The organism is Leuconostoc miyukkimchii, assembly GCF_019656055.1.
In the GTDB taxonomy this organism is placed as follows: Bacteria; Bacillota; Bacilli; order Lactobacillales; family Lactobacillaceae; genus Leuconostoc; species Leuconostoc miyukkimchii.
In genome coordinates, this window is the sequence record NZ_BPKY01000009.1 from 30873 (window position 1) to 49657 (window position 18785).

Here is an 18785-nt window from a genome sequence, read left to right on the forward strand (position 1 = left end):
TAACTACGGAGGAGTTCTAATTGAACTTTTAATTTATCATTATTTTCCTTGATTGATCGTTTTTGTCTAGACATACGTTTTCTCCTATCTAGGGAGTATTATATCATTTTATAAAAAAACAACCCCCGGTATCTACTAGTCAGATAATGAGGGTTGTTTTAATAGTCTTTTTGAGGGGTCATTATATAATTATAGACCCTGAATGGAAGGGCATTTTAGTGAGTGCCTAGTCACATATCTAGCTCATAACCAAAGCCCTGGTATTTTCCTTAGAAGTCAATAAATTAATTGGACTGTTTTACTGCGGCACTATATGGCGTTTTTTTATTAATGAACGTAGTTATTCAAACTTGTAACTAATTTTTTAATTTCGTCACGAACCTTACGGAATTCTTGTAGTTGTTCTTCTAAAGTTCCTGTGGCTTGCGCTGGGTCAGATAAAGGCCAGTGTAAACTCTTGGTTTGAGGGGGAAGCATAGGACATTTATCCTTGGCATCACCACATAAAGTAATAACTAAATCTGAAGTGTTCAAATAATTTAGATCAATTAATTTAGAGTAGTGGCTACTAATATCTACTCCATCTTCAGCCATAACTTTAACAGCATTTAGATTTAACCCATGAGTTTCAATCCCTGCACTCTCGATTTGAAACTCATTTGCCGGCAATATTTTTTTTGCATATCCTTCAGCCATTTGACTGCGACAAGAATTTCCTGTACATAAAAAATAAATTTTTTTCATTCTAAACCACCTATAATTTTAATTTGTATAACACCATGATACACCATAAACTTAAATGCAATGCTTTCATCAACATAGGTGCTCGTATACTGAAAATCCGGACCGCTTTATTTCTAGGGCATAATCCGAGATAATCAAGTATAGGAGTTTTTTTATATTATGAAAGCTAAGCGATACTCAACAGAATTTAAGTCATCAATTGTCACCTTGTATAACGAGGGACGTTCTGCTAATTCTCTAGCCAATGAATACCATTTGGCTGTACAAACCGTCACGGGTTGGGTGAAGAAAGCCCAAATCATTGGGACGGACGTTACCGGTAAGCCAGTGACTCGTGCCGAATTTAATGCGATGCAGAAAGAAGTTGCACGACTCTTGGTAGACTTTTATAGTTTAGTTGTGAACTAATAAATCAATATAAGTTTGATAAAGTAGCTTATAATAATTATTATACATTGGTTAGGAGGGGGAATATGAGTATTATTGATGATATAGCAGCAGATCAAATGAATATGGAGTTTACTAAAAAAGGATTAAGGCCAATATTTCACGTATCGAAAAAAGCAAAATTAGTCATTATTGGTCAAGCACCGGGATTACGAGTTCAAAACTCGGGTATAATGTGGGATGATGCATCGGGAGATCGATTAAGAGAGTGGATCGGGGTTGGTAAAGATACCTTTTATAATTCAGGAAAAATTGGCGTAATTCCCATGGACTTTTACTATCCAGGAAAAGGAAAATGGGGTGACTTACCGCCCAGACGAGGAGTAGCTAACAAATGGCACCCAAAATTATTGGAGCTTATGCCCGATGTTCAGTTAATTATATTGGTGGGATCATATGCTCAGAAATATTATCTGAATCTTGGTTATCAAAGCAAGATAACCGATGTAATAAAGAACTACAAAAATTACTTGCCTCTTTATTTTCCGATAGTTCATCCTTCACCAAGAAATAATATATGGATTAAAAAAAATCCGTGGTTTGAACAAGAGGTTGTGCCAGAATTAAAAGAGATAATTAGTAAGATTTTATCGGACTAGTTTGAAGATAATTTGGAGGAGGTTTGTAGCAGTGCTTAGTAAAAAAGAAATAAGAAAAATGACCTTGGATAAACTAAAATTATATGATTACCATAGCAAGATTACTGAAGAAGAGCGATTACAGGCAATTCTGTTTTCTAAGGCATATTGGAATAACTCTAATTCAGTGGCTGTAACTATAAGTATGGAACACGAATTGAGTACTGATGTCATTATTCAGGAGGCGTTGAGAAGCCATAAGAAAGTAGTAGTACCTAGGGTGAGTAGTGGAAAATTATTATGGTTTGACTATATAGAAAGTTTAATGAGTAAATCAAAATTCGGAATTCTAGAACCAACACAAGATGAAAATCAAGCACAAAATTTGAAGGGAATAGATCTAATGGTGGTTCCCGGTGTAGCCTTTAGCGAAGATAATTATCGGATAGGTTACGGTGCAGGTTTCTTTGACGCAACGTTGGCAGAGTATAATGGTATAACGGTTTCGCTAGTGTTGCCTCCTCAATCAATCCATAAATTTTCAAAGGATACGTGGGATAGACCGGTGAGGTATCTTATAAAATAGGATTTATGCTAAATAAACTTATAATGAATATGTTAGTTTTTCATTATGAGTTTATTTTTTTAATTACTTTATGTTAAACAATCTCATTTAGGTAATTATGATTATTCTAAAATTCTGTGTTAGCTCCTCTCAAATAGATATTTCTAGTAGCCCAGTCTATTGCTTAGAAGTCAATAAATTGGACCATTTTTATTCAGTTAATTAGGCGACATTTGAGATACGATTTCGATTATAAAAATTGATAGTCCAACCAATGGCTGCTTGGACCTCAGTTAATGTTTGGTATGCCTTCAAATAAACTTCTTCACGCTTCAATATTGAATGAAACGCTTCCATAAAGTCATTATCGTATGGATGTCCTTTGAGTGAATATGAATGTTTCAAGCCATAATTTTGACCCTTGGTATTAAATTCAGCACTCGTGTATTGTAACCCCATATCCGAATGAACTATTAGTGGCTTTTGATGATTATCTAACGCCATCTGTAAGGCACTTGTAGCTAGTTCGGCTGTCCTTGTATTGCCAATTTTATAGCCTAATACTTTTCTCTTCTCAGGATCCAAAACGGTTGCTAAATAGGCCCATCTGTGATTAGTCAACTGAATATAAGTGATATCTGTTTGCCAAACACCGCTCAAATCATGCTAGTGCCTAATCAGATTAGTTATTTGAGAAACCGTCACAACGGTTTTGTGTTTGCGATAACGTTTTGCATGCTTGATCTAATCCTTAATTCACGCATCAATTTGAGTGTCATATACTCAGATATTTTCGGGCAGTCATTGGTTAGTTGACTATAAGCAGCAATACGACGATAACCATAAAATTTAAAGGTTTTCCAAACGTCTAAAATATAAGGTTTTAGGCATTCTCTAAACTTTTCTTGTCGACTGAACTGCCAATGGCGCCAGTTGTAATAGGTACTAGGTCTGATTTTAAGTGGACTTAAAATACGCACAAGCGCGTAGCCTTGTGCTAAAAATTGGTTAACTAGCGGCAATCCCACATTACGGACTATTTTTTGGCTAGTAAGATGGCCGCTCAATGCTTGTCAGGCTATGCGTGATAAAATTTCGTTTTCTTCCTCCAAAATAGTGAGGCGCTTCTCTAGTTGCTTGACGTATTTTAAAGTCTTTGACTGACCCTTGATCAAGATTGGAGTAGCTTGTTTAACCCAAATATCCATAGGATCGTTCGACGGTCCGAATCCTTCTGCTAGTGATTTAAGTGAACGGCCTTCTTGGTGAAGTTTAACCAAGAAACCTTTGACATCTTGTGAATAACGGACTGAATAAAGATAGTCCATTTTTTAGTATATTAGCATCGGATTATGCCCTAGAAATAAAGAAGTCCTGATTTTCAGTATACGAGCATTGTAAATCTAGGTAAAATTGGTTGATTATAATAAAGTGTGAGTCTGGTATAAGCGTTTGTCCATGTTACTGAACTGATATCATATATGCATATCAATTGGAAGACGTATATTTTTGTCATCTGCCATTAATTTAATATAATTAATCTTGAATAAACAATTTTTTAATATATTGTACTGTTCTAACAGAAATATTGAAAGCTTCTGCTGTAGATTTTATTGTGTGCGTTTGAGAATACTCAAAGATAGCTGTGTTTCGGCTATCTTTTTTTCTTTTGGGTCTACCTTCTTTATAGTTGGGATTGTGTTGCCTTGCAAATATCTTACCAGCCTGCGTACGTTCGATAATCATGTCGCGTTCCATTTCCGCAACCGAAAGTAATGTTCTTACAATCATGCGACCCATTGGGGTATTGTCAATTGTTCCTAAGTTTAGAACTTTAATCACAATTTTTTGTTTCAGGAGATCATCAATTAAATTTAATGCTTCACGTGTATTTCGAGCAAAGCGATCTAACTTGGTGACGATCAATGTGTCATTAGGTTCAATTAGATTGACAAGTTTTTTAAACTGTGGTCGTGATGTAGTTGTACCTGAATATTTTTCACTGAAAATCATTTCAGCCCCGGCATTTTTCAAAGTCTCTTTTTGTTCATATAAAGATTGTCCAGCTGTTGAAACCCGTGCATAACCATAAACTGTCATTTTATACCTCTTTAAAATTGCATAACTAAATTGCAGTATATAAAGCCAAGTATAGCATGACTTTGAAAAAGTGCAAACTACTCAAAAGTTTATTGCACTAATAACTGTAAAGCTGTCATATTTTTTTGTGAAGATTAGGTTATGATATAATTTTATTTACAAGCAAGTTAAGGACTGGTGGAATCTGATAGTTGGGGGTGACGCTTATTGTTGAAACTCAAGGCTACCTGAAAGGATAACACCAAATGGTCTGTTAGACCGCGGTAATTGTGTTGATCACATTTCTGGTTGTTTTAGCTACGAAAGTAGTCGAACTACTAAAAGAAATTAACAAGTCTAAAAAATAGGTAAACAAAAACCCCTTAACTTTGGCCGGTTCTAGGGGTTTTCGTGAAATGACTATTTTAGTTTATTAACAAAATAACAACTACCAACGCTGAAGCACGCTTGTGACTTAAAAGGTCATGTACCTAACATGGGTCTTTTTGTTTATATTTATATTATACCACTTTCACTGTTTTTGCCAATTATTTCTATTTCATAGATCATTTTGCTTGTTTTTATTTAGCATTTTTAAACTAATTTTCAGGTGTGTTGTTTAATAATCCATTAATACTAAATGGGGTTAGTAATGAAATGGTCGTACTAAGCGATACTTCATCGGGTGTATGGCGTTCTTGATATATTAAGTATACGAAATTCGGAATCTTATTTGATATTGTTGACTCAACGTATATACGTTGCTTAAGGGCGGTATTGTCATCAGAAAGCGTTATATTTGCAATTTTTGGTGCTAAGTTATTTTCAATGTTATCTATTTTGTAGCCATTTTCCGCAAGAATCATTTTTTTAAAAAAACGAATTCCTTACTTGCAATGCAGTCTTTGTTTGATAGGTTTGAATAACATTTTGTGTTTTCAAATTGTACTGAACTGATCATAATTATCTCTTTTCTATTTTCATGTAGTATCCCAATTTAGGTTGGTATAACGTGCATTTTAGATACATGATGATATCAGTAAATTATTTTCCACATCTGTAATTTTTACTTTTGAAGAGACACTATAAAATATAAATATTTGATTTTTATACTTTTTAAAGTGTTAACAAGTATTGTTTAGGAGAAAACATGAAATATTTAAAAGATAGTACCCTGCTGACTAGTTGTCTTGTAGTATTTTTTGGTGGGTCATTAGGTAGCTTGTTCAGGCTACTAATTACCGAAATTCCACATATTGGGAGTAGTCCTTGGGTTATAGTAGTCATCAATGTTTTAGGATCATTCTTCCTTGCTTATATCGGAGCAGTCATTCCTGACAGCTATGACTATTCTTTAATTTTAAAAAATTTTATAGGGACGGGTATCATGGGTGGCTTTACAACATTCAGCACATTTATACTTCAAATTAATCAATTAGGTAGAGAAAATTTTTTAATTAGTATTATTTATACATTAATTAGTTTTATACTGGCTTACATTGCAGTTGTTTTTGGGAAAAATGTAGGAAAAAATCGGAGATTAAATCAGTGAATTTTTTTAACTTTTATTTGTATTTCTGTTTAGCTGCTGGGCTAGGTGCTGTTATTCGATATCTAGTTATAAGTTTTATGCCAAGGATTACAAATTTTTTCACAGGTGTTTTTTATGTTAATATTATTGGTGCTTTTTTGATGGGTGTATTATCAGTTAATATGAACAGCAACGTCTGGCATATTATTATTGGAACGGGTTTTATTGGCGGCCTGACGACATTCAGCACCATGATGACACAGGGAGAGCAGTTTAATAGTTTTAAACGGAGTATGGTATATTTTGCATTGACATTAGTCTTAGGAATTTTTTTATTTATTGTAGCTATACACATACACGTTTAACGAAATACTTTGAATGTGAAACACGCAGTTTTAAATGTCTTTGATGTTTTGTTAATACATACACAAAACGAATTCGCTTGATTCTGTTTTAATCAAAGAATGAGAATATATAAAGAAAATCGTTAAATTTTTCTGTATTTGGAATCAACCCCCTTTTTGTTGTAAACTGATTTTATGTTTAAAAAAAGAATTAGACTCAATACATCAAAGCTGTCAGTAGTATTATATGGCACACTTATAGGTTTTTTAACAGGAATAGTTGTTAGTGTCTTCCGCTGGACAATTGAAAAATTGCTTCAATTTGTGCAAACGCTGTATCTCGATATTTCACATGGCAATATAGCGTTAATATTTTTAGTGATAACTGCTAATTTAATTTGTTTTTTAATTGTTTCATGGATGTTAAACAAAGAACCTAATATATCCGGTTCCGGCATTCCACAGGTTGAAGGTCTATTATTGGGTGAACTAAAAATAAACTGGTGGTCGACATTGTGGCGGAAATTTATATCAGGAATTTTGGCTATTGGTAGTGGTTTAATGCTGGGGCGGGAAGGTCCTTCAATTCAACTGGGTGCATCAATTGGTCAGGGTGTGGCATCATATAAACGTCTTAGTCATAATCAATCGAAAGGGCTTATAGCCAGTGGTGCCGCTGCAGGTTTATCAGCTGCATTTAATGCACCTTTAGCCGGCGTTATGTTTGTATTGGAGGAAGTCTATCACAGTATTTCTCCCTTTGTCTGGGTTGGTGCATTGACAGGCGCAAGCGTTTCGGATTTTGTCTCTACGGTTTTGTTTGGCCAAACACCAGTTTTATCTATTGGACACTTAAGCGTTTTCCCGGTACAGTTATATGGTTTATTGTTGGTATTTGGTATTATATTAGGCTTATTTGGCTTTTTATATCAAAAATTTTTACTATTCAGCTTAAATTGTTACAGTAAAATTAGGGTTCCTAAATATTTATACGGTATCGTGCCGTTTATCTTGGTGATACCGATTGGAATTTTATGGCCAAATCTTTTAGGTGGGGGAAATAATTTAATTTTATCACTGAAAGAAGCACCTATGACAATGAAAATGATCATCGTAATTTTGTTAGTTCGATTTGTTTTCTCAATGATTAGTTACGGTTCCGGTCTGCCAGGGGGAATATTTTTACCTATTTTGACTCTAGGTGCACTAAGTGGCGCATTGATGGCTCATATATTTGTCTATTTACATCTCATGAGTGCAAATTATGCTTTAAACTTTATTGTGATCGGTATGGCAGGTTATTTCGCATGTATTGGTAAAGCACCATTTACTGCAATTATTCTTATCTTTGAGATGGTTGGGAGTGTGACCCACATTTTACCTTTAGCACTTGTAAGTTTAGTAGCCTACTTAGTAGTTGATCTATTAAATGGTGCACCAATATATGAATCTTTATTAGAACGTTTGTTGAAAAGAAAACCAGCGCATCTAGCGATGTCCTCCATGATAACTATGGAAGTCACTGTTCTTGCTGGTGGTATGCTAGAAGATCAACAAATAAGAGACTTACAACTGGAATCAAATAGTTTGATTACACTGGTCAGAAGATCTGAAAATGTACTGATTCCCAAAGGAGACTTAGTATTACGTGCTGGTGATATTATTTATATTAGAATGAACCAAAAAGATGCAAAAATTACTAGAAATCAACTATCACTTAACAACTAAATAAATTTCAAAAACACGATTTTAGAGTTTTTGCGTCGAAAAGATAAATTCGTTATCAATTAAATTACAATTACAGAAATAATTACCAGGAGATTCTTTTTTACAAATAATTGGAACCAGCTTTAGTTTCAAATTCAATTGAGATAACATCGCTTTATCGTAATTTAGAGTGTTTTGATTGAGTGAGCACATCGTAATAGTGAAATTATATTCAACATAATTGTATCAAAATAAAAATTTGCCTAAGAAGAGGTGGAGTATGATGATATAAAAATTAGTTTTGTACTAACCATCAGCTTTTTTTGGTGTAAGTTCTTTGTTTAAACAATTTCTATATATTCCTTTTTTGCTAATAAAAAATCATATTTTTTTAATTAGAGACAGAAAATGTCTTTTTAAAAATTATATCGTAGGATCAGGACAATAATATATAGCGAAATTTGATTTGAATAATAAAACTATGGTATATTTAATTTAATTTAATTTAATTTAAACGGTTGGGCGCAAGCTTCAAGAATTGTTAGTCGGGGAACTAGCATTTTTTGGAGCTTTTTAAATATTAGGAGAAATAATGGAATATCTATTAATCATGTTCTTAGTCATAGTTACTATTTTTCTGGGAAAGGTAGGCACCTGGTTTGGTTTTTCTGAAGTTGTTGGGCAACTATTTTCAGGTATCATTTTAGGATCCAGCATATTTAATATAGTACAGTCAAGTAATTTAATCCACTTGATAGCTGAGATAGGTATTTTTTTACTGATGTTAAATTCGGGACTAGAGTCGGATTTAAAGGAAATGAAAAGATACATTAAAGCATCGTCACTCATTGCAGTTATGGGGGTACTACTACCCTTAATTACTTTTCCGATTGCATTTTTATTGCTTGGATATAATATACAGACTTCCATATTTGCCGGTGTTGTGTTCTCTGCAACTTCAATATCTATAACGTTAGCTGTACTATCGGAACAAAAAAAATTAGCCACTGCAATAGGAGCAATCATACTTTCGGCGGCTGTAATAGATGACATAATTGCTTTGTTTGCGGTGACTTTATTTTCTGTTTTAGTAGGTGGAGGTGCACTGGGGATAAACAGTATTTTACCATTACTCGCTTTTGCGTTAGGTATACTACTCAGGAAGTATAATTTTTCTGATAAAATTGGTGTTATCAGTACGAAAATGGGTAATTCTTTCTTTTACCCTGTATTTTTCGGGTCCATCGGTCTTGAAATCGTAATCCAGGGACTGGGAGATAAGATAACAGCTATTATAATTTTTAGTATTTTAGCTATTGTCACAAAATTTGTTGGCTCGTTATGGGGAGCAAAAATTTCTGGTCTAGATACCAGAGTTTCAAGTGCAATTGGGGCAGGCATGATTTCTAGAGGTGAGATGGCCCTTGTGATTATTCAAATAGGTATATCATCACATATTATTGATGATTATACTTCAGCGGAGTTTATTGTTGCTGTCATCGTTTCAACAATAGTAGCTCCGATAATCATGAAACCACTGTTCAAAAAGATTTGATATTACAATTATAAAAGTTGCTATATTAGCAGATGGCTGATTGGTTTCTGTCAGGTTATGCGTTATAAAATTTCATTTTGCTACTTAAATAGGGTTCCAAGCCAATAAGTGAAGGCCATTGTGAGCACTCCTGTGAATATGTTGCGCAAAATAGCTGGAATTATTGGTGCTCGTCCCGCCCAAGCGCTTAGCCAACCAGTTAAAAAAAGTGCCCAAAGCGTTGCCAAAATTGTTCCTATAACTTTCAGATTGTCGGGTAGTAATATCACGGATAGTAATGGCCAGATACCACCAGATATTGAGGCAATAAATGATGATACTAAGGCATGTCCAGGGCTTAAATACTTTCCAACTACAATACCGTACTTAATTTGTACATAGTGTTTCAAAGCATCATTTGTCATCAGGTCATCCGCCACACGTGTGGCTAATTTAGGATCAGCACCCCGTTGTTCATAATATATAGCAATTTCATCATGCACAATTGTAGGTTGGGTGGCCAAAAGGGTCTCAGCTTTTGCAACCACTGCTTTTTCTGTATCTTTTTGTGACGAAACCGAAACAAACTCCCCTGACGCCATAGAAAAAGCAACAGCGAGCATTTCAGCAATACCAGCTACAAAGACGACTGTATTATTGGTAGTCGCACCAGTAATACCGAGGATGACACCAGCGCCACCAATAATTCCGTCATTGGCACCTAACACTCCAGCACGAATAATATTTAATTTTTCTGATAAAGTCAATTTTTTGTATTCCATATTACGCAGCCATTAATAAGCCAATTAAGTATGTCACGGACATTGTTAATAGCCCCATCAGTACGTTTCGTAAAATCATTGTTTTTTTTGGTGTATTTCCATACACGGCTGAGAAATAGCCGGTTAAAACCAAGGCGAAAATTACAAAAATAAGAGTTATGACGACACGGTATGTCATCGGGACAAAGATCATACCGACCATTGGCAAGATGGCACCAAGGGGGAAAGCCATCATTGAAGCAATAGCAGCTTCAGCTGGCGAGATAAAATCATCCTCATTTATGCCATAGCGTGCGTGTAAGGTTTCTCCTAATGCATCTTTTTGCATGCTTTGTTGCGCAAGTAACCGTGCATTTTCCTCACTGATGCCATCTGTTTGATAGTGTTGTATCAGAAATTGAGCTTCTTGTGAAAAATTATTAACTAGCGCACTTCTTTGTTCGTCTTTAGCTGAACGCTCTGAATCTAATTGTGAATTTACGGATACATACTCACCTGTGGCCATTGAAAAAGTACCGGCGATTGTTGCTGTCAGGCCAGCCAGAAAAATTGTCCAAGTATTCATTGAGGCCCCATAAACACCAAAAACAACGCCAGCAATTGAAATAATACCGTCGTTCGCTCCCATCACAATGGCACGTAGAATATTTATTTTTTTACTAATTTGTATATCCATGTGTAAATTATAACATTTTATTTTACGGTTAATTACAAGAATTAAATGAACATTACAAATTACTGCAAAACATGCCGTGGTGATACACAGTTGATTATTTTCATTGATCTTATACTGATCAAATAAGTGGTTTGGTCTCATTATTTGACGCCCACTAATTAAGTATAAGATCATGTATTTATGCTATAATGAGCAAAGGAGGAATTAAATAATGACTAACAATGAGATGAAGTTGAAAGATTACGGACCACATCCATTTGCTGTTGACCTTAATCAGGCGGCTATAAAAAATGTTAATTATCGCACAACCTTGTGGACAGGAGATCATTTTCAAGTTACTTTAATGGCAATTCCACCTAATGGTGGTGATATTGGAATGGAAATTCATCATGGTAATGACCAGTTTATTTATTTAGTTGAAGGTGTCGGACATGTTCAGATGGGAAAAGATAGAGAGAAATTGACTATTGATAAGGATATTACTCCTGGTGAGGCCATTATTATTCCTGATAATACTTGGCACAATGTTATCAATGTTGGTGATCAGGTTATGAAGTGCTACTCTATCTATTCACCAGTTAAGCATGAACACGGTGTTACAGAATCGACCAAGGAAGAAGCTATCATTCAAGAAGGGGAGCTTGAAGGCTCTGAAGAGTAATTTAACAAAGCATACATTTATTTGACAAAAGCGCATAAGCGCTTTTTTTTCAGTGTATGAGGAGAAATGATGAAAAAAGTAAAGAAGATACAAATTTTAGGAATGTTAGTTTTGATAATATTGAATTGTCGGCGATATTTTATGATCAGAAATCAATAAATTGAACTACTTTTGTTCAGTTGCTTAGGCAACATTTGAAATTTTGAGGTAAGGTTGCGATTATAAAAATTAGTATACCACCCGATAGCTGCTTGGAATTCAGTTGATGTTTGGTATGTTTTCAATATAACTCTTCCATATGTCCCTTGTCGTATGTTTGCCATTGCTGCGAGTATGAATGTTTCGATCCAGACTTTTGATATTTAATATTAAAATCAGCACTTGTGTATTGTGATCCCCCTGACCTTTTCCGACAGTTCACAAAGTCAGGTTTAAGCTTTTTTCACAATCTATACCAATTTAAAAATCGTCACTGGTTAATGCTTTAAATTTTCTTTTTTGTGTTGATGTTAGTGAATTTTGAACATAACTGTCAATCAATAATTCTATTACTTCGTAGTCAAACTTTGTTTTGTTAATAGCTTTGAGTGCAGCTAATTCCGTTTTAATACTTTCAGAAATTTTAATCTGCGACTTTTGATTGACAAATTTTTCTTTATTAGATTTTTTGTTTTTAGTTTCAATAGTATCTGTTTTAATTGTAGATTGTGGTTTTGGTGCTACTTTCTTTTCTCTACTATCATTTAAAGAAAATTGTTCTTTAGCTGGGATGTTACCTTGTACTCTTGGGCTCATTCCTTTTAGTACGCTATTACTCATTTTAGTTTACCTCTTTTTCATAAAAATTTAGTCTAGTAATTAGCTCATCTGTGACTTCGTTATACTTTTGTAGAACTTTTAAGTCATGTCTATCATGATTTGTAATTCCATTTATATCAAAGCGTTTAATACGTTCCATTTGTGGCACAATTGTTGAGAAAATATTGCTTTCACCGAAAATTTCTTTGGCATTTTCAATAATATATTCATCAACTGTTCCAGTATTTTTTAAAAGAACTGGCAGTAAACCTACAACTGTTAGATTTAGATCATATTTTTCATTTAGTTTATTTAACTCTTCGATATAATTTTCAGCACCAGTTAGTGAATGTTCTTGTGTTTGTAGTGAAATTAAAACATAGTCAGAACTAGTAACAGCATTACGTGTAATTTCTTTAGACATTGGTGGAACATCAATAATAATAATATCAAAGCTTTCTTTTATTGGATCTAATAGTTTTGAAAAATAAAAATCTTCGTCTGTTTGATTGTCTGTGTTTTGGTATAAAAACTTGGCAAATTCTTCGAAATCAATATTTGAAGGCATTAAAAATAAATTATCAATAATTTTTATTGGTAGATCATCAATTTTATTGTCAGCAATACCACGCATAAGTGTTTTTTCAAACGTGAGTATTCCGTCTTCATCTTGGTTTAACTTTGTTAAAGTTAGTGTTTTTGTGGCGTTTGCTTGGGGATCAAGATCAATAACTAAGGTCTTAATTCCTTTTTGCGCTAATGTATATGCTATTAGAATACTATTAGTAGTTTTTCCTACACCACCTTTGAAGTTTCCAACTGTTAGCGTGATTGCTTGTTTTCTATTTGTTTTTAATTCCATGATTAGTCCTTTATAAAAAAATAATATATAACTATATAACTATTTATAAATATAACTATATCACTATATATAAATATATCAATAGATAAATATAACTTTTTAACTATTTAACCGGCTGTACATACTGGTTTTATAGTGTTTATAAATAGTTAAATATCCCGTTTTAACTATTTCACTATTTATAAATATCTATATATGTAAATAGTGAAATAGTTAAATAGTTAAATATCACTATTAAACAAATATATTGTTGACAGGGTGATTAGGGTGTATTATATTGATAGTGTTAATAAAAAAGAATAAAAGAAAAGCCACCAAGGATTGCCGTCCTTGATAGCTACATACATCTTATTTGTTTGATCAATGTAGCTCTATTATACAACATAACCTTTGTGTTGTAAATGTGGGTGATTTCAAAAAGAGTGAAGCCAAACACTTTAAGGGGTATGGTTGATATGACAGGTAGGGGGTAGTTGTGTTTCTTGCAACTCGGTAGATCCAAATTGCTGTATCAGGTATACGAAAAAATAGACAAGTGCCATTTTCCCAGACACTACTGTACAAAAATATTTGGGTGCTACACAAACAATCCATACTGGGCGTGTAGTAGGGTGAGAGCGACCATTAACGGCTCGGCAGGTAAAACGGTGTTCAAGGACACAGAGCTTGTCTTTAAACTGTATCGTGACAAAGAGAATAAATATAGTGATACAGCGCCAATAAGGGCGTTTTTTTATTGGTTCAATGACTAAGTAATTGATTAAAGCAAGTGGGTAAAACCAAAGCTTGTATGGATAAGGTGACGGACGACTGAACGATCGGTCAAGTGTTTGTTTGATTAAAGTTTTTTTCTTCCCAAAACAAGGGAAAAACTTTCTTCGGCTCTAAACTTCCCTCACTCTCAATCAAGCATTTGTGACTTGCTTGTGTCAATAACTTCTTTTAGTTTTCTCTATTGGTTTTGATTTAAAGACATTAAAAAAAGCCACAATAATAATAATAACCACGGGCGAGCTTAACTGTTGTGTTGGCAGTTGCGCGGTTTCCGTTTCTAGTGGCAGATAATCCAGAGCTTGTCACCTGCCAGTGATAAGCTTTTTGATTTAAAAAAATAACCCCCATACTGCCAGACGAGGGGGGTTGTAAATTAATGATTGTGATCCTCAATATAATTCTGCAACGAGATTAACACTAAGCCAGCCAAAATCTGCCAAAGTGTGGCTTGTAGCTGTTGCAGTACAATTATAGAAGCTTTCACGAAGGAACACCTCCCTTCTGGGCGTCTAATCACAACGCCTAAGATATATCATAGCAGGAAGAAGTCCTGCTCCTAATTGTTTTAATTACGACGGATTGTATATATTTCGATCTTTTTAGCTATTGTGATCTTTAATCATATATTCATGGTAATAAAATATGGTATACTTAAGGTAATTATTTTTTTCGCGTGACCCATCAGGGAACAGCTCTGCTGTGACCAGGGACTAAGACCGATAGGTCGTGGACCGGTGATGGGTCAAAGTGCTTTATTATAAGGATAAGGTGCTAAAGATGAGAAAAATCGCGTAGCCCCCAAATTACTAATAGGGGGGGTAAATTAACCGAAAGACAACTAGTAAAACCCCCAAGTTCGTATGGGGGTTAAGGGTTACAGGAGTTTTGTATCAATGTGCAAAATTACCTAGCATGTCCTATAATATGTTTTCAAAAATGAGACAATATAATAAAACAATCATTTAAATCGGCATATGTCAACTATTGTAATGAATATAAGTAGCCACTTTTTATGACTATGAATTTCTTTATTACTGTTTTATCAACACTAATATTGTGAATTTTTAGTTGTATATTGTTGCAATGTTCGGGATCTGTTATTAACCTCGTTTTTTTGCTAAGATATAGATACTTTTTTAGTCTCCCAGTTAGTAAATATTTATATATTGTGATGACATAAGAAGCGTCTTGACCTATATTCGATACAATAAACCAGGACGATTAGGCTACCTTTTAAAACTGACCAGTCTGTTCTCCACGTGACTTGGCATAATCTATTCAGACTTTAAATTGCATTTTTTTATAATCAGGAATCAGTGTTTATAGTCATTTTTAGTGAGGAAGTGTTGGCATGAAAGATTTATCGCAACAACCGATTATCTTTACTGGTAAACTTAACAGTTTGACACGACTACAAGCCCAACAATTGGCAGCGATGTTAGGGGCGTTTCCTCAAACTAACATGAATCAAAAAATAAAGTATGTGATTGCTGGTCAAATAGAGCAGTCCATGTTCGAAATATTAACCACCAAAAAAATTAAGTATGCTGAGACGCACAGCGTTGAAATTTTGAATGAAAGCGAATTTTTAAAGTGGTGTATTTGGCGCTTACAACAGAAAAATTCTTTTTAGTCACGTGTGATTTGGATTAAAAACAGCCTTTCGTTCTTTTTTTGAACAGAAAGGCTGTTTTTTTTACGTACTTTAGTAATTAATGGTTGCTGGTTAACGATTTGAGGCGCTTTTTAAGATTTTGTGTATCAATAGACTATGCAAAGTTATTATATCTTAAAGCGGCTTTTAAAGGGATTGAAAGGGCTTTGATTCAAAAGCTATTTCTGAAAATACTAATACTATGTTATTTGGATTAAAATTGTTTTGGTTTCACTAAATAGTCGACATCAGTCTGGGTTGCTCAGAAGTCCAAGCAGCCATTGGTTGGTATATCAATTTTTATAATCCCAATCGTATCTCAAATGTCGCCTAATTAACTGAACAAAAATAGTCCAATTTATTGACTTCTGAGCACGACAGCTGCCACGGCATTTTCTTGACCATAACGGTCATTGAGAAAATTGCTGGTTACTTCAAAAAAGGCGCTCTGTTGCTCGTAGGGCGCTTCTGCGAGTTCTTCAGGTAAAGTGACAATCCAAGTCGCTAACGCCTTTACATCGTCTCTTTTCATGCAATAAACGTCATTTAAACGCGCATTGAAGCGTGACAGCATATCAGAACCATCCGCCATGAGCTCTTGATTCAGATAGGTTTTCGACACATCAATTTCTTTGTTAGTGTGATGGTCGGTTTTACGTTCAAAATGGACCGCTAAACCGGGTACTGCGCCACGCGTATTTTTCTTTAAATGCGCCATCAAAAATGCCTCCTCGAAAAAGGTTTTCCAAGACCAGTATAACACCGTTGAAAATCTGGTATAGCCTGTTATACCAAAATAGTATTTTGGACAGGCTCTGCGAGGCGCGTCATCGACAAGCGATGACAGTAGCTTGTCCCCTTCGTACTGGGGAAACTGCTATTTTACAGCGCCACTTATCCGGCTTGTAAAACCTCCGGCGGGTCACGCCGTGACGGGGCAATTTATCATTGCAGGATCGCTTTCAGCGGGAGCATGTCATGCAGAACGCTACCCGCGTTGGGCAAGCTGGCGTCAGCTTAACCACATAAAATACAGTAAAAAAGATGAATCATATATTCAAAAAATGGATGGTTTTTTTGAGTATATGATCATTCTTGTTTACAATTACTTTGATAGTTGCTGGTTGGCTAACATTCCACAAGGATAGATTATCACCAATGAATGCCTCTTTACGACTATTTGTTATCCAAAAGAAATTTGCGCTAAAATAATTGAATTATCTATAATTGATTGAGGGGGAATCAGATCATGAAAATATCAGAATATTGTTGCAATAATCTTGTACAAAAAAATAACATACAAATTGGGAATTATTTGCAAAGTTATTTCTAAATAAATTTAATTACTTAATTATTTTAGATCCTGATTTGAGATTTGATCACATAGTTAAATTATTGAATAGAAAGGTGCATAATGAAACATTTTAGTAATATTATTATCGGATTTGGAAAAGCGGGTAAAACACTTGCAGGCACACTTGCAAAGCATGGTGAAGAAGTATTAGTTATTGAAAAAGACCCCAACATGTATGGTGGTACGTGTATAAATATTGCTTGTTTACCAACTAAAAATATGATTATCAATGCACACCGTGGCATAAGATATGAAGCTGCCTTAAAAAAGAAAAATGATCTAACTGCAAAGCTACGTAATAAAAATTATCATAAGGTGGCTGATTTAAGCGGCGTAACAGTTTTGACAGCTACTGCTGAATTTTTAGATGATCATACACTGCAAGTATCTGATAATTCAGGGCAGGAAACATTGCAAGCAGATCGAATTTTTATTAATACAGGGGCCACACCAGTTTGGCCTAATATTGATGGATTGCTTAATAGTAAAAAGGTTTATTCATCAACAGATCTACTTGCAAAAGATAAACAATTAAAAGAGTTAGTTATTCTAGGTAGTGGTCCCATTGGATTAGAATTTGCATCAATGTATACACAATTTGGTAGCCATGTAACGATCGTTGATAAGGCACCTAAGATTTTGGGGAAATTTGAACCTGAGGTTGCTCAACAAGCTAAACATGATTTAGAAGAGGATGGGATATCCTTTTTGTTAGAAAGCCATATAACTAATGTAAATGACACGCTAAATGGTGTTACATTAACAATAAGCACACCAGAAGGAATGAAAGAAATACAGGCAGATGGACTACTAGTTGCTACAGGTCGTCGAGCTAATGTGACCGATTTGCACCTAGAACGAACCAGCATTAAAACAGGTAGTCACGGTGAAATTTTAGTCAATGATGTACTAGAAACAAATGCTAAAGATGTCTATGCTTTAGGCGATGTTACTGGTGGACCACAATTCACGTATATTTCATTAGATGATTGGCGCATTATTGCTAATAATTTGTATGGTAATAAGACACGAAGTCGTTTAAATCGACCAGTATTCGCGAACACTATTTTTTTTAAATCCGGCTATTAGTAGTATTGGAAGAACAGAGGAACAGCTCCGTGAGGCAGGCATTGATTATACAGTATTGAAAATATCTGCAGCTAGTGTGCCTAAAGCACAAGTAATTGGTAATCCAAGAAGCATTTATAAAGCATTGATAGATCCACAGAGTCATCAGATTTTGGGTACAACAATTTATGCTGAAGAATCATTTGAAACGATTAATATCATTAGCCTAGCGATGCAGAATCACCTTCCAGCTGAAGCTTTGCGCGATCAAATATACACCCATCCAACAATGACAGAGGCATTAAATGATTTGTTTGATCAAATCTAATAAATCATTTATAACAAATTAAAATAGAGATCCTCAAGGAATAAGTCCTTGAGGATTTTTATATGGTAGATTGTAAAATTAAACCGAACACTTGAATAAAAAAGCCGCAGCGCCTTTAATGGTAATTGTCTAAAACAACCATAAAGGAACTGCGACTCATGACTAGTTTATCATCTCAAGGACGCACTGTCATTCAAACTTTACTCGAATTGAATTATTCTGTTCGTGCCATTGCGCGCTTTATTAAACGCTCTCCTTCAACCGTTTCGATTGAAATTCATCAAGTTACACCCTATAAA

General features: G+C 34.5%; 20 protein-coding genes and 2 pseudogenes. 11 read left to right on the forward strand and 11 right to left on the reverse strand.

Annotated elements, in window-relative coordinates; all coding sequences use genetic code 11:
• Positions 1 to 327 precede the first annotated feature (327 nt).
• On the reverse strand, positions 328 to 744 hold the full coding sequence (gene arsC, locus K5Q13_RS09280; RefSeq protein WP_010276791.1) for an arsenate reductase (thioredoxin): 417 nt from the start codon (positions 742 to 744) through the stop codon (positions 328 to 330).
• 159 nt (positions 745 to 903) lie between these two features.
• Between arsC and K5Q13_RS09285 the strand changes: the two genes are divergently transcribed.
• The 3 genes from K5Q13_RS09285 to K5Q13_RS09295 all read left to right on the forward strand — a co-directional run bounded on the left by K5Q13_RS09285 (position 904) and on the right by K5Q13_RS09295 (position 2355).
• Positions 904 to 1152 (forward strand): transposase, encoded by a 249-nt coding sequence (locus K5Q13_RS09285; RefSeq protein WP_013102139.1) that lies wholly within the window; start codon positions 904 to 906, stop codon positions 1150 to 1152.
• 65 nt (positions 1153 to 1217) lie between these two features.
• The gene (locus tag K5Q13_RS09290; protein WP_010386640.1) at positions 1218 to 1790 is read left to right on the forward strand and encodes a uracil-DNA glycosylase family protein; all 573 of its coding nucleotides are present in this window, start codon (positions 1218 to 1220) and stop codon (positions 1788 to 1790) included.
• A 31-nt stretch (positions 1791 to 1821) separates the two neighbouring features.
• On the forward strand, positions 1822 to 2355 hold the full coding sequence (locus K5Q13_RS09295; protein ID WP_010277786.1) for a 5-formyltetrahydrofolate cyclo-ligase: 534 nt from the start codon (positions 1822 to 1824) through the stop codon (positions 2353 to 2355).
• 201 nt (positions 2356 to 2556) lie between these two features.
• Here K5Q13_RS09295 and K5Q13_RS09300 read toward each other — a convergent pair whose 3' ends face one another.
• The 5 genes from K5Q13_RS09300 to K5Q13_RS09320 form a co-directional block, all read right to left on the reverse strand.
• Entirely contained in the window at positions 2557 to 2994 is a 438-nt protein-coding gene (locus K5Q13_RS09300; RefSeq protein WP_013102140.1) for a DDE-type integrase/transposase/recombinase, read from the reverse strand.
• A 41-nt stretch (positions 2995 to 3035) separates the two neighbouring features.
• Positions 3036 to 3362, reverse strand: coding sequence for a transposase (locus tag K5Q13_RS09305; RefSeq protein WP_013102141.1), 327 nt, complete (start codon positions 3360 to 3362; stop codon positions 3036 to 3038).
• A 45-nt stretch (positions 3363 to 3407) separates the two neighbouring features.
• The gene (locus tag K5Q13_RS09310) at positions 3408 to 3662 is read right to left on the reverse strand and encodes a transposase (protein WP_013102142.1); all 255 of its coding nucleotides are present in this window, start codon (positions 3660 to 3662) and stop codon (positions 3408 to 3410) included.
• Between the two features lie 208 nt (positions 3663 to 3870).
• Positions 3871 to 4434, reverse strand: coding sequence for a recombinase family protein (locus K5Q13_RS09315; protein WP_010277799.1), 564 nt, complete (start codon positions 4432 to 4434; stop codon positions 3871 to 3873).
• A gap of 578 nt (positions 4435 to 5012) precedes the next feature.
• Positions 5013 to 5279 (reverse strand): hypothetical protein, encoded by a 267-nt coding sequence (locus K5Q13_RS09320; RefSeq protein WP_013102143.1) that lies wholly within the window; start codon positions 5277 to 5279, stop codon positions 5013 to 5015.
• A gap of 284 nt (positions 5280 to 5563) precedes the next feature.
• On the opposite strand from K5Q13_RS09320, the gene K5Q13_RS09325 reads away from it, so the two are divergent.
• The 4 genes from K5Q13_RS09325 (at position 5564) to K5Q13_RS09340 (ending at position 9550) form a co-directional block, all read left to right on the forward strand.
• Entirely contained in the window at positions 5564 to 5965 is a 402-nt protein-coding gene (locus tag K5Q13_RS09325) for a fluoride efflux transporter FluC (protein ID WP_010277807.1), read from the forward strand.
• Positions 5962 to 6309 carry a FluC/FEX family fluoride channel gene (locus tag K5Q13_RS09330; RefSeq protein WP_013102144.1) on the forward strand — a complete coding sequence of 116 codons (348 nt, stop codon included), beginning with the start codon at positions 5962 to 5964 and terminating at the stop codon, positions 6307 to 6309. The genes K5Q13_RS09325 and K5Q13_RS09330 overlap by 4 nt, the downstream gene beginning before the upstream one ends.
• A gap of 174 nt (positions 6310 to 6483) precedes the next feature.
• A complete protein-coding gene (locus K5Q13_RS09335) occupies positions 6484 to 8016 on the forward strand; it encodes a ClC family H(+)/Cl(-) exchange transporter (RefSeq protein ID WP_013102145.1) in 1533 nt (510 codons plus the stop codon).
• A gap of 571 nt (positions 8017 to 8587) precedes the next feature.
• Positions 8588 to 9550, forward strand: a complete 963-nt coding sequence (locus tag K5Q13_RS09340; protein WP_010277818.1) for a cation:proton antiporter — start codon at positions 8588 to 8590, stop codon at positions 9548 to 9550.
• Between the two features lie 80 nt (positions 9551 to 9630).
• On the opposite strand, the gene K5Q13_RS09345 is transcribed toward K5Q13_RS09340, so the two are convergent.
• Both K5Q13_RS09345 and K5Q13_RS09350 read right to left on the reverse strand, forming a co-directional pair.
• Entirely contained in the window at positions 9631 to 10311 is a 681-nt protein-coding gene (locus K5Q13_RS09345; RefSeq protein ID WP_013102146.1) for a VIT1/CCC1 transporter family protein, read from the reverse strand.
• Between the two features lies 1 nt (position 10312).
• Positions 10313 to 10987: a VIT1/CCC1 transporter family protein gene (locus K5Q13_RS09350; protein ID WP_013102147.1), complete on the reverse strand. Its 675-nt coding sequence runs from the start codon at positions 10985 to 10987 to the stop codon at positions 10313 to 10315.
• Between the two features lie 211 nt (positions 10988 to 11198).
• On the opposite strand from K5Q13_RS09350, the gene K5Q13_RS09355 reads away from it, so the two are divergent.
• A complete protein-coding gene (locus K5Q13_RS09355; protein ID WP_013102148.1) occupies positions 11199 to 11648 on the forward strand; it encodes a cupin domain-containing protein in 450 nt (149 codons plus the stop codon).
• A 459-nt stretch (positions 11649 to 12107) separates the two neighbouring features.
• Here the strand turns inward: K5Q13_RS09355 and K5Q13_RS09360 are convergent, their stop codons facing one another.
• Positions 12108 to 12467, reverse strand: coding sequence for a hypothetical protein (locus tag K5Q13_RS09360; protein WP_013102149.1), 360 nt, complete (start codon positions 12465 to 12467; stop codon positions 12108 to 12110).
• Between the two features lies 1 nt (position 12468).
• The gene (locus K5Q13_RS09365; RefSeq protein ID WP_012304962.1) at positions 12469 to 13308 is read right to left on the reverse strand and encodes a ParA family protein; all 840 of its coding nucleotides are present in this window, start codon (positions 13306 to 13308) and stop codon (positions 12469 to 12471) included.
• A 2125-nt stretch (positions 13309 to 15433) separates the two neighbouring features.
• Here K5Q13_RS09365 and K5Q13_RS09370 point away from each other — a divergent pair.
• Positions 15434 to 15715, forward strand: coding sequence for a BRCT domain-containing protein (locus K5Q13_RS09370; RefSeq protein WP_013102150.1), 282 nt, complete (start codon positions 15434 to 15436; stop codon positions 15713 to 15715).
• A gap of 394 nt (positions 15716 to 16109) precedes the next feature.
• Here K5Q13_RS09370 and K5Q13_RS09375 read toward each other — a convergent pair.
• A pseudogene (locus tag K5Q13_RS09375) lies at positions 16110 to 16454 on the reverse strand (plasmid recombination protein); the annotation flags it as partial.
• A gap of 696 nt (positions 16455 to 17150) precedes the next feature.
• On the opposite strand from K5Q13_RS09375, the pseudogene K5Q13_RS09380 reads away from it, so the two are divergent.
• Together K5Q13_RS09380 and K5Q13_RS09385 are read left to right on the forward strand one after the other, a co-directional pair.
• Positions 17151 to 18486 (forward strand): annotated as a pseudogene (locus tag K5Q13_RS09380) (FAD-dependent oxidoreductase).
• 158 nt (positions 18487 to 18644) lie between these two features.
• Positions 18645 to 18785: helix-turn-helix domain-containing protein (locus K5Q13_RS09385; RefSeq protein ID WP_220741396.1), on the forward strand; the 141-nt coding region annotated here is incomplete at its 3' end.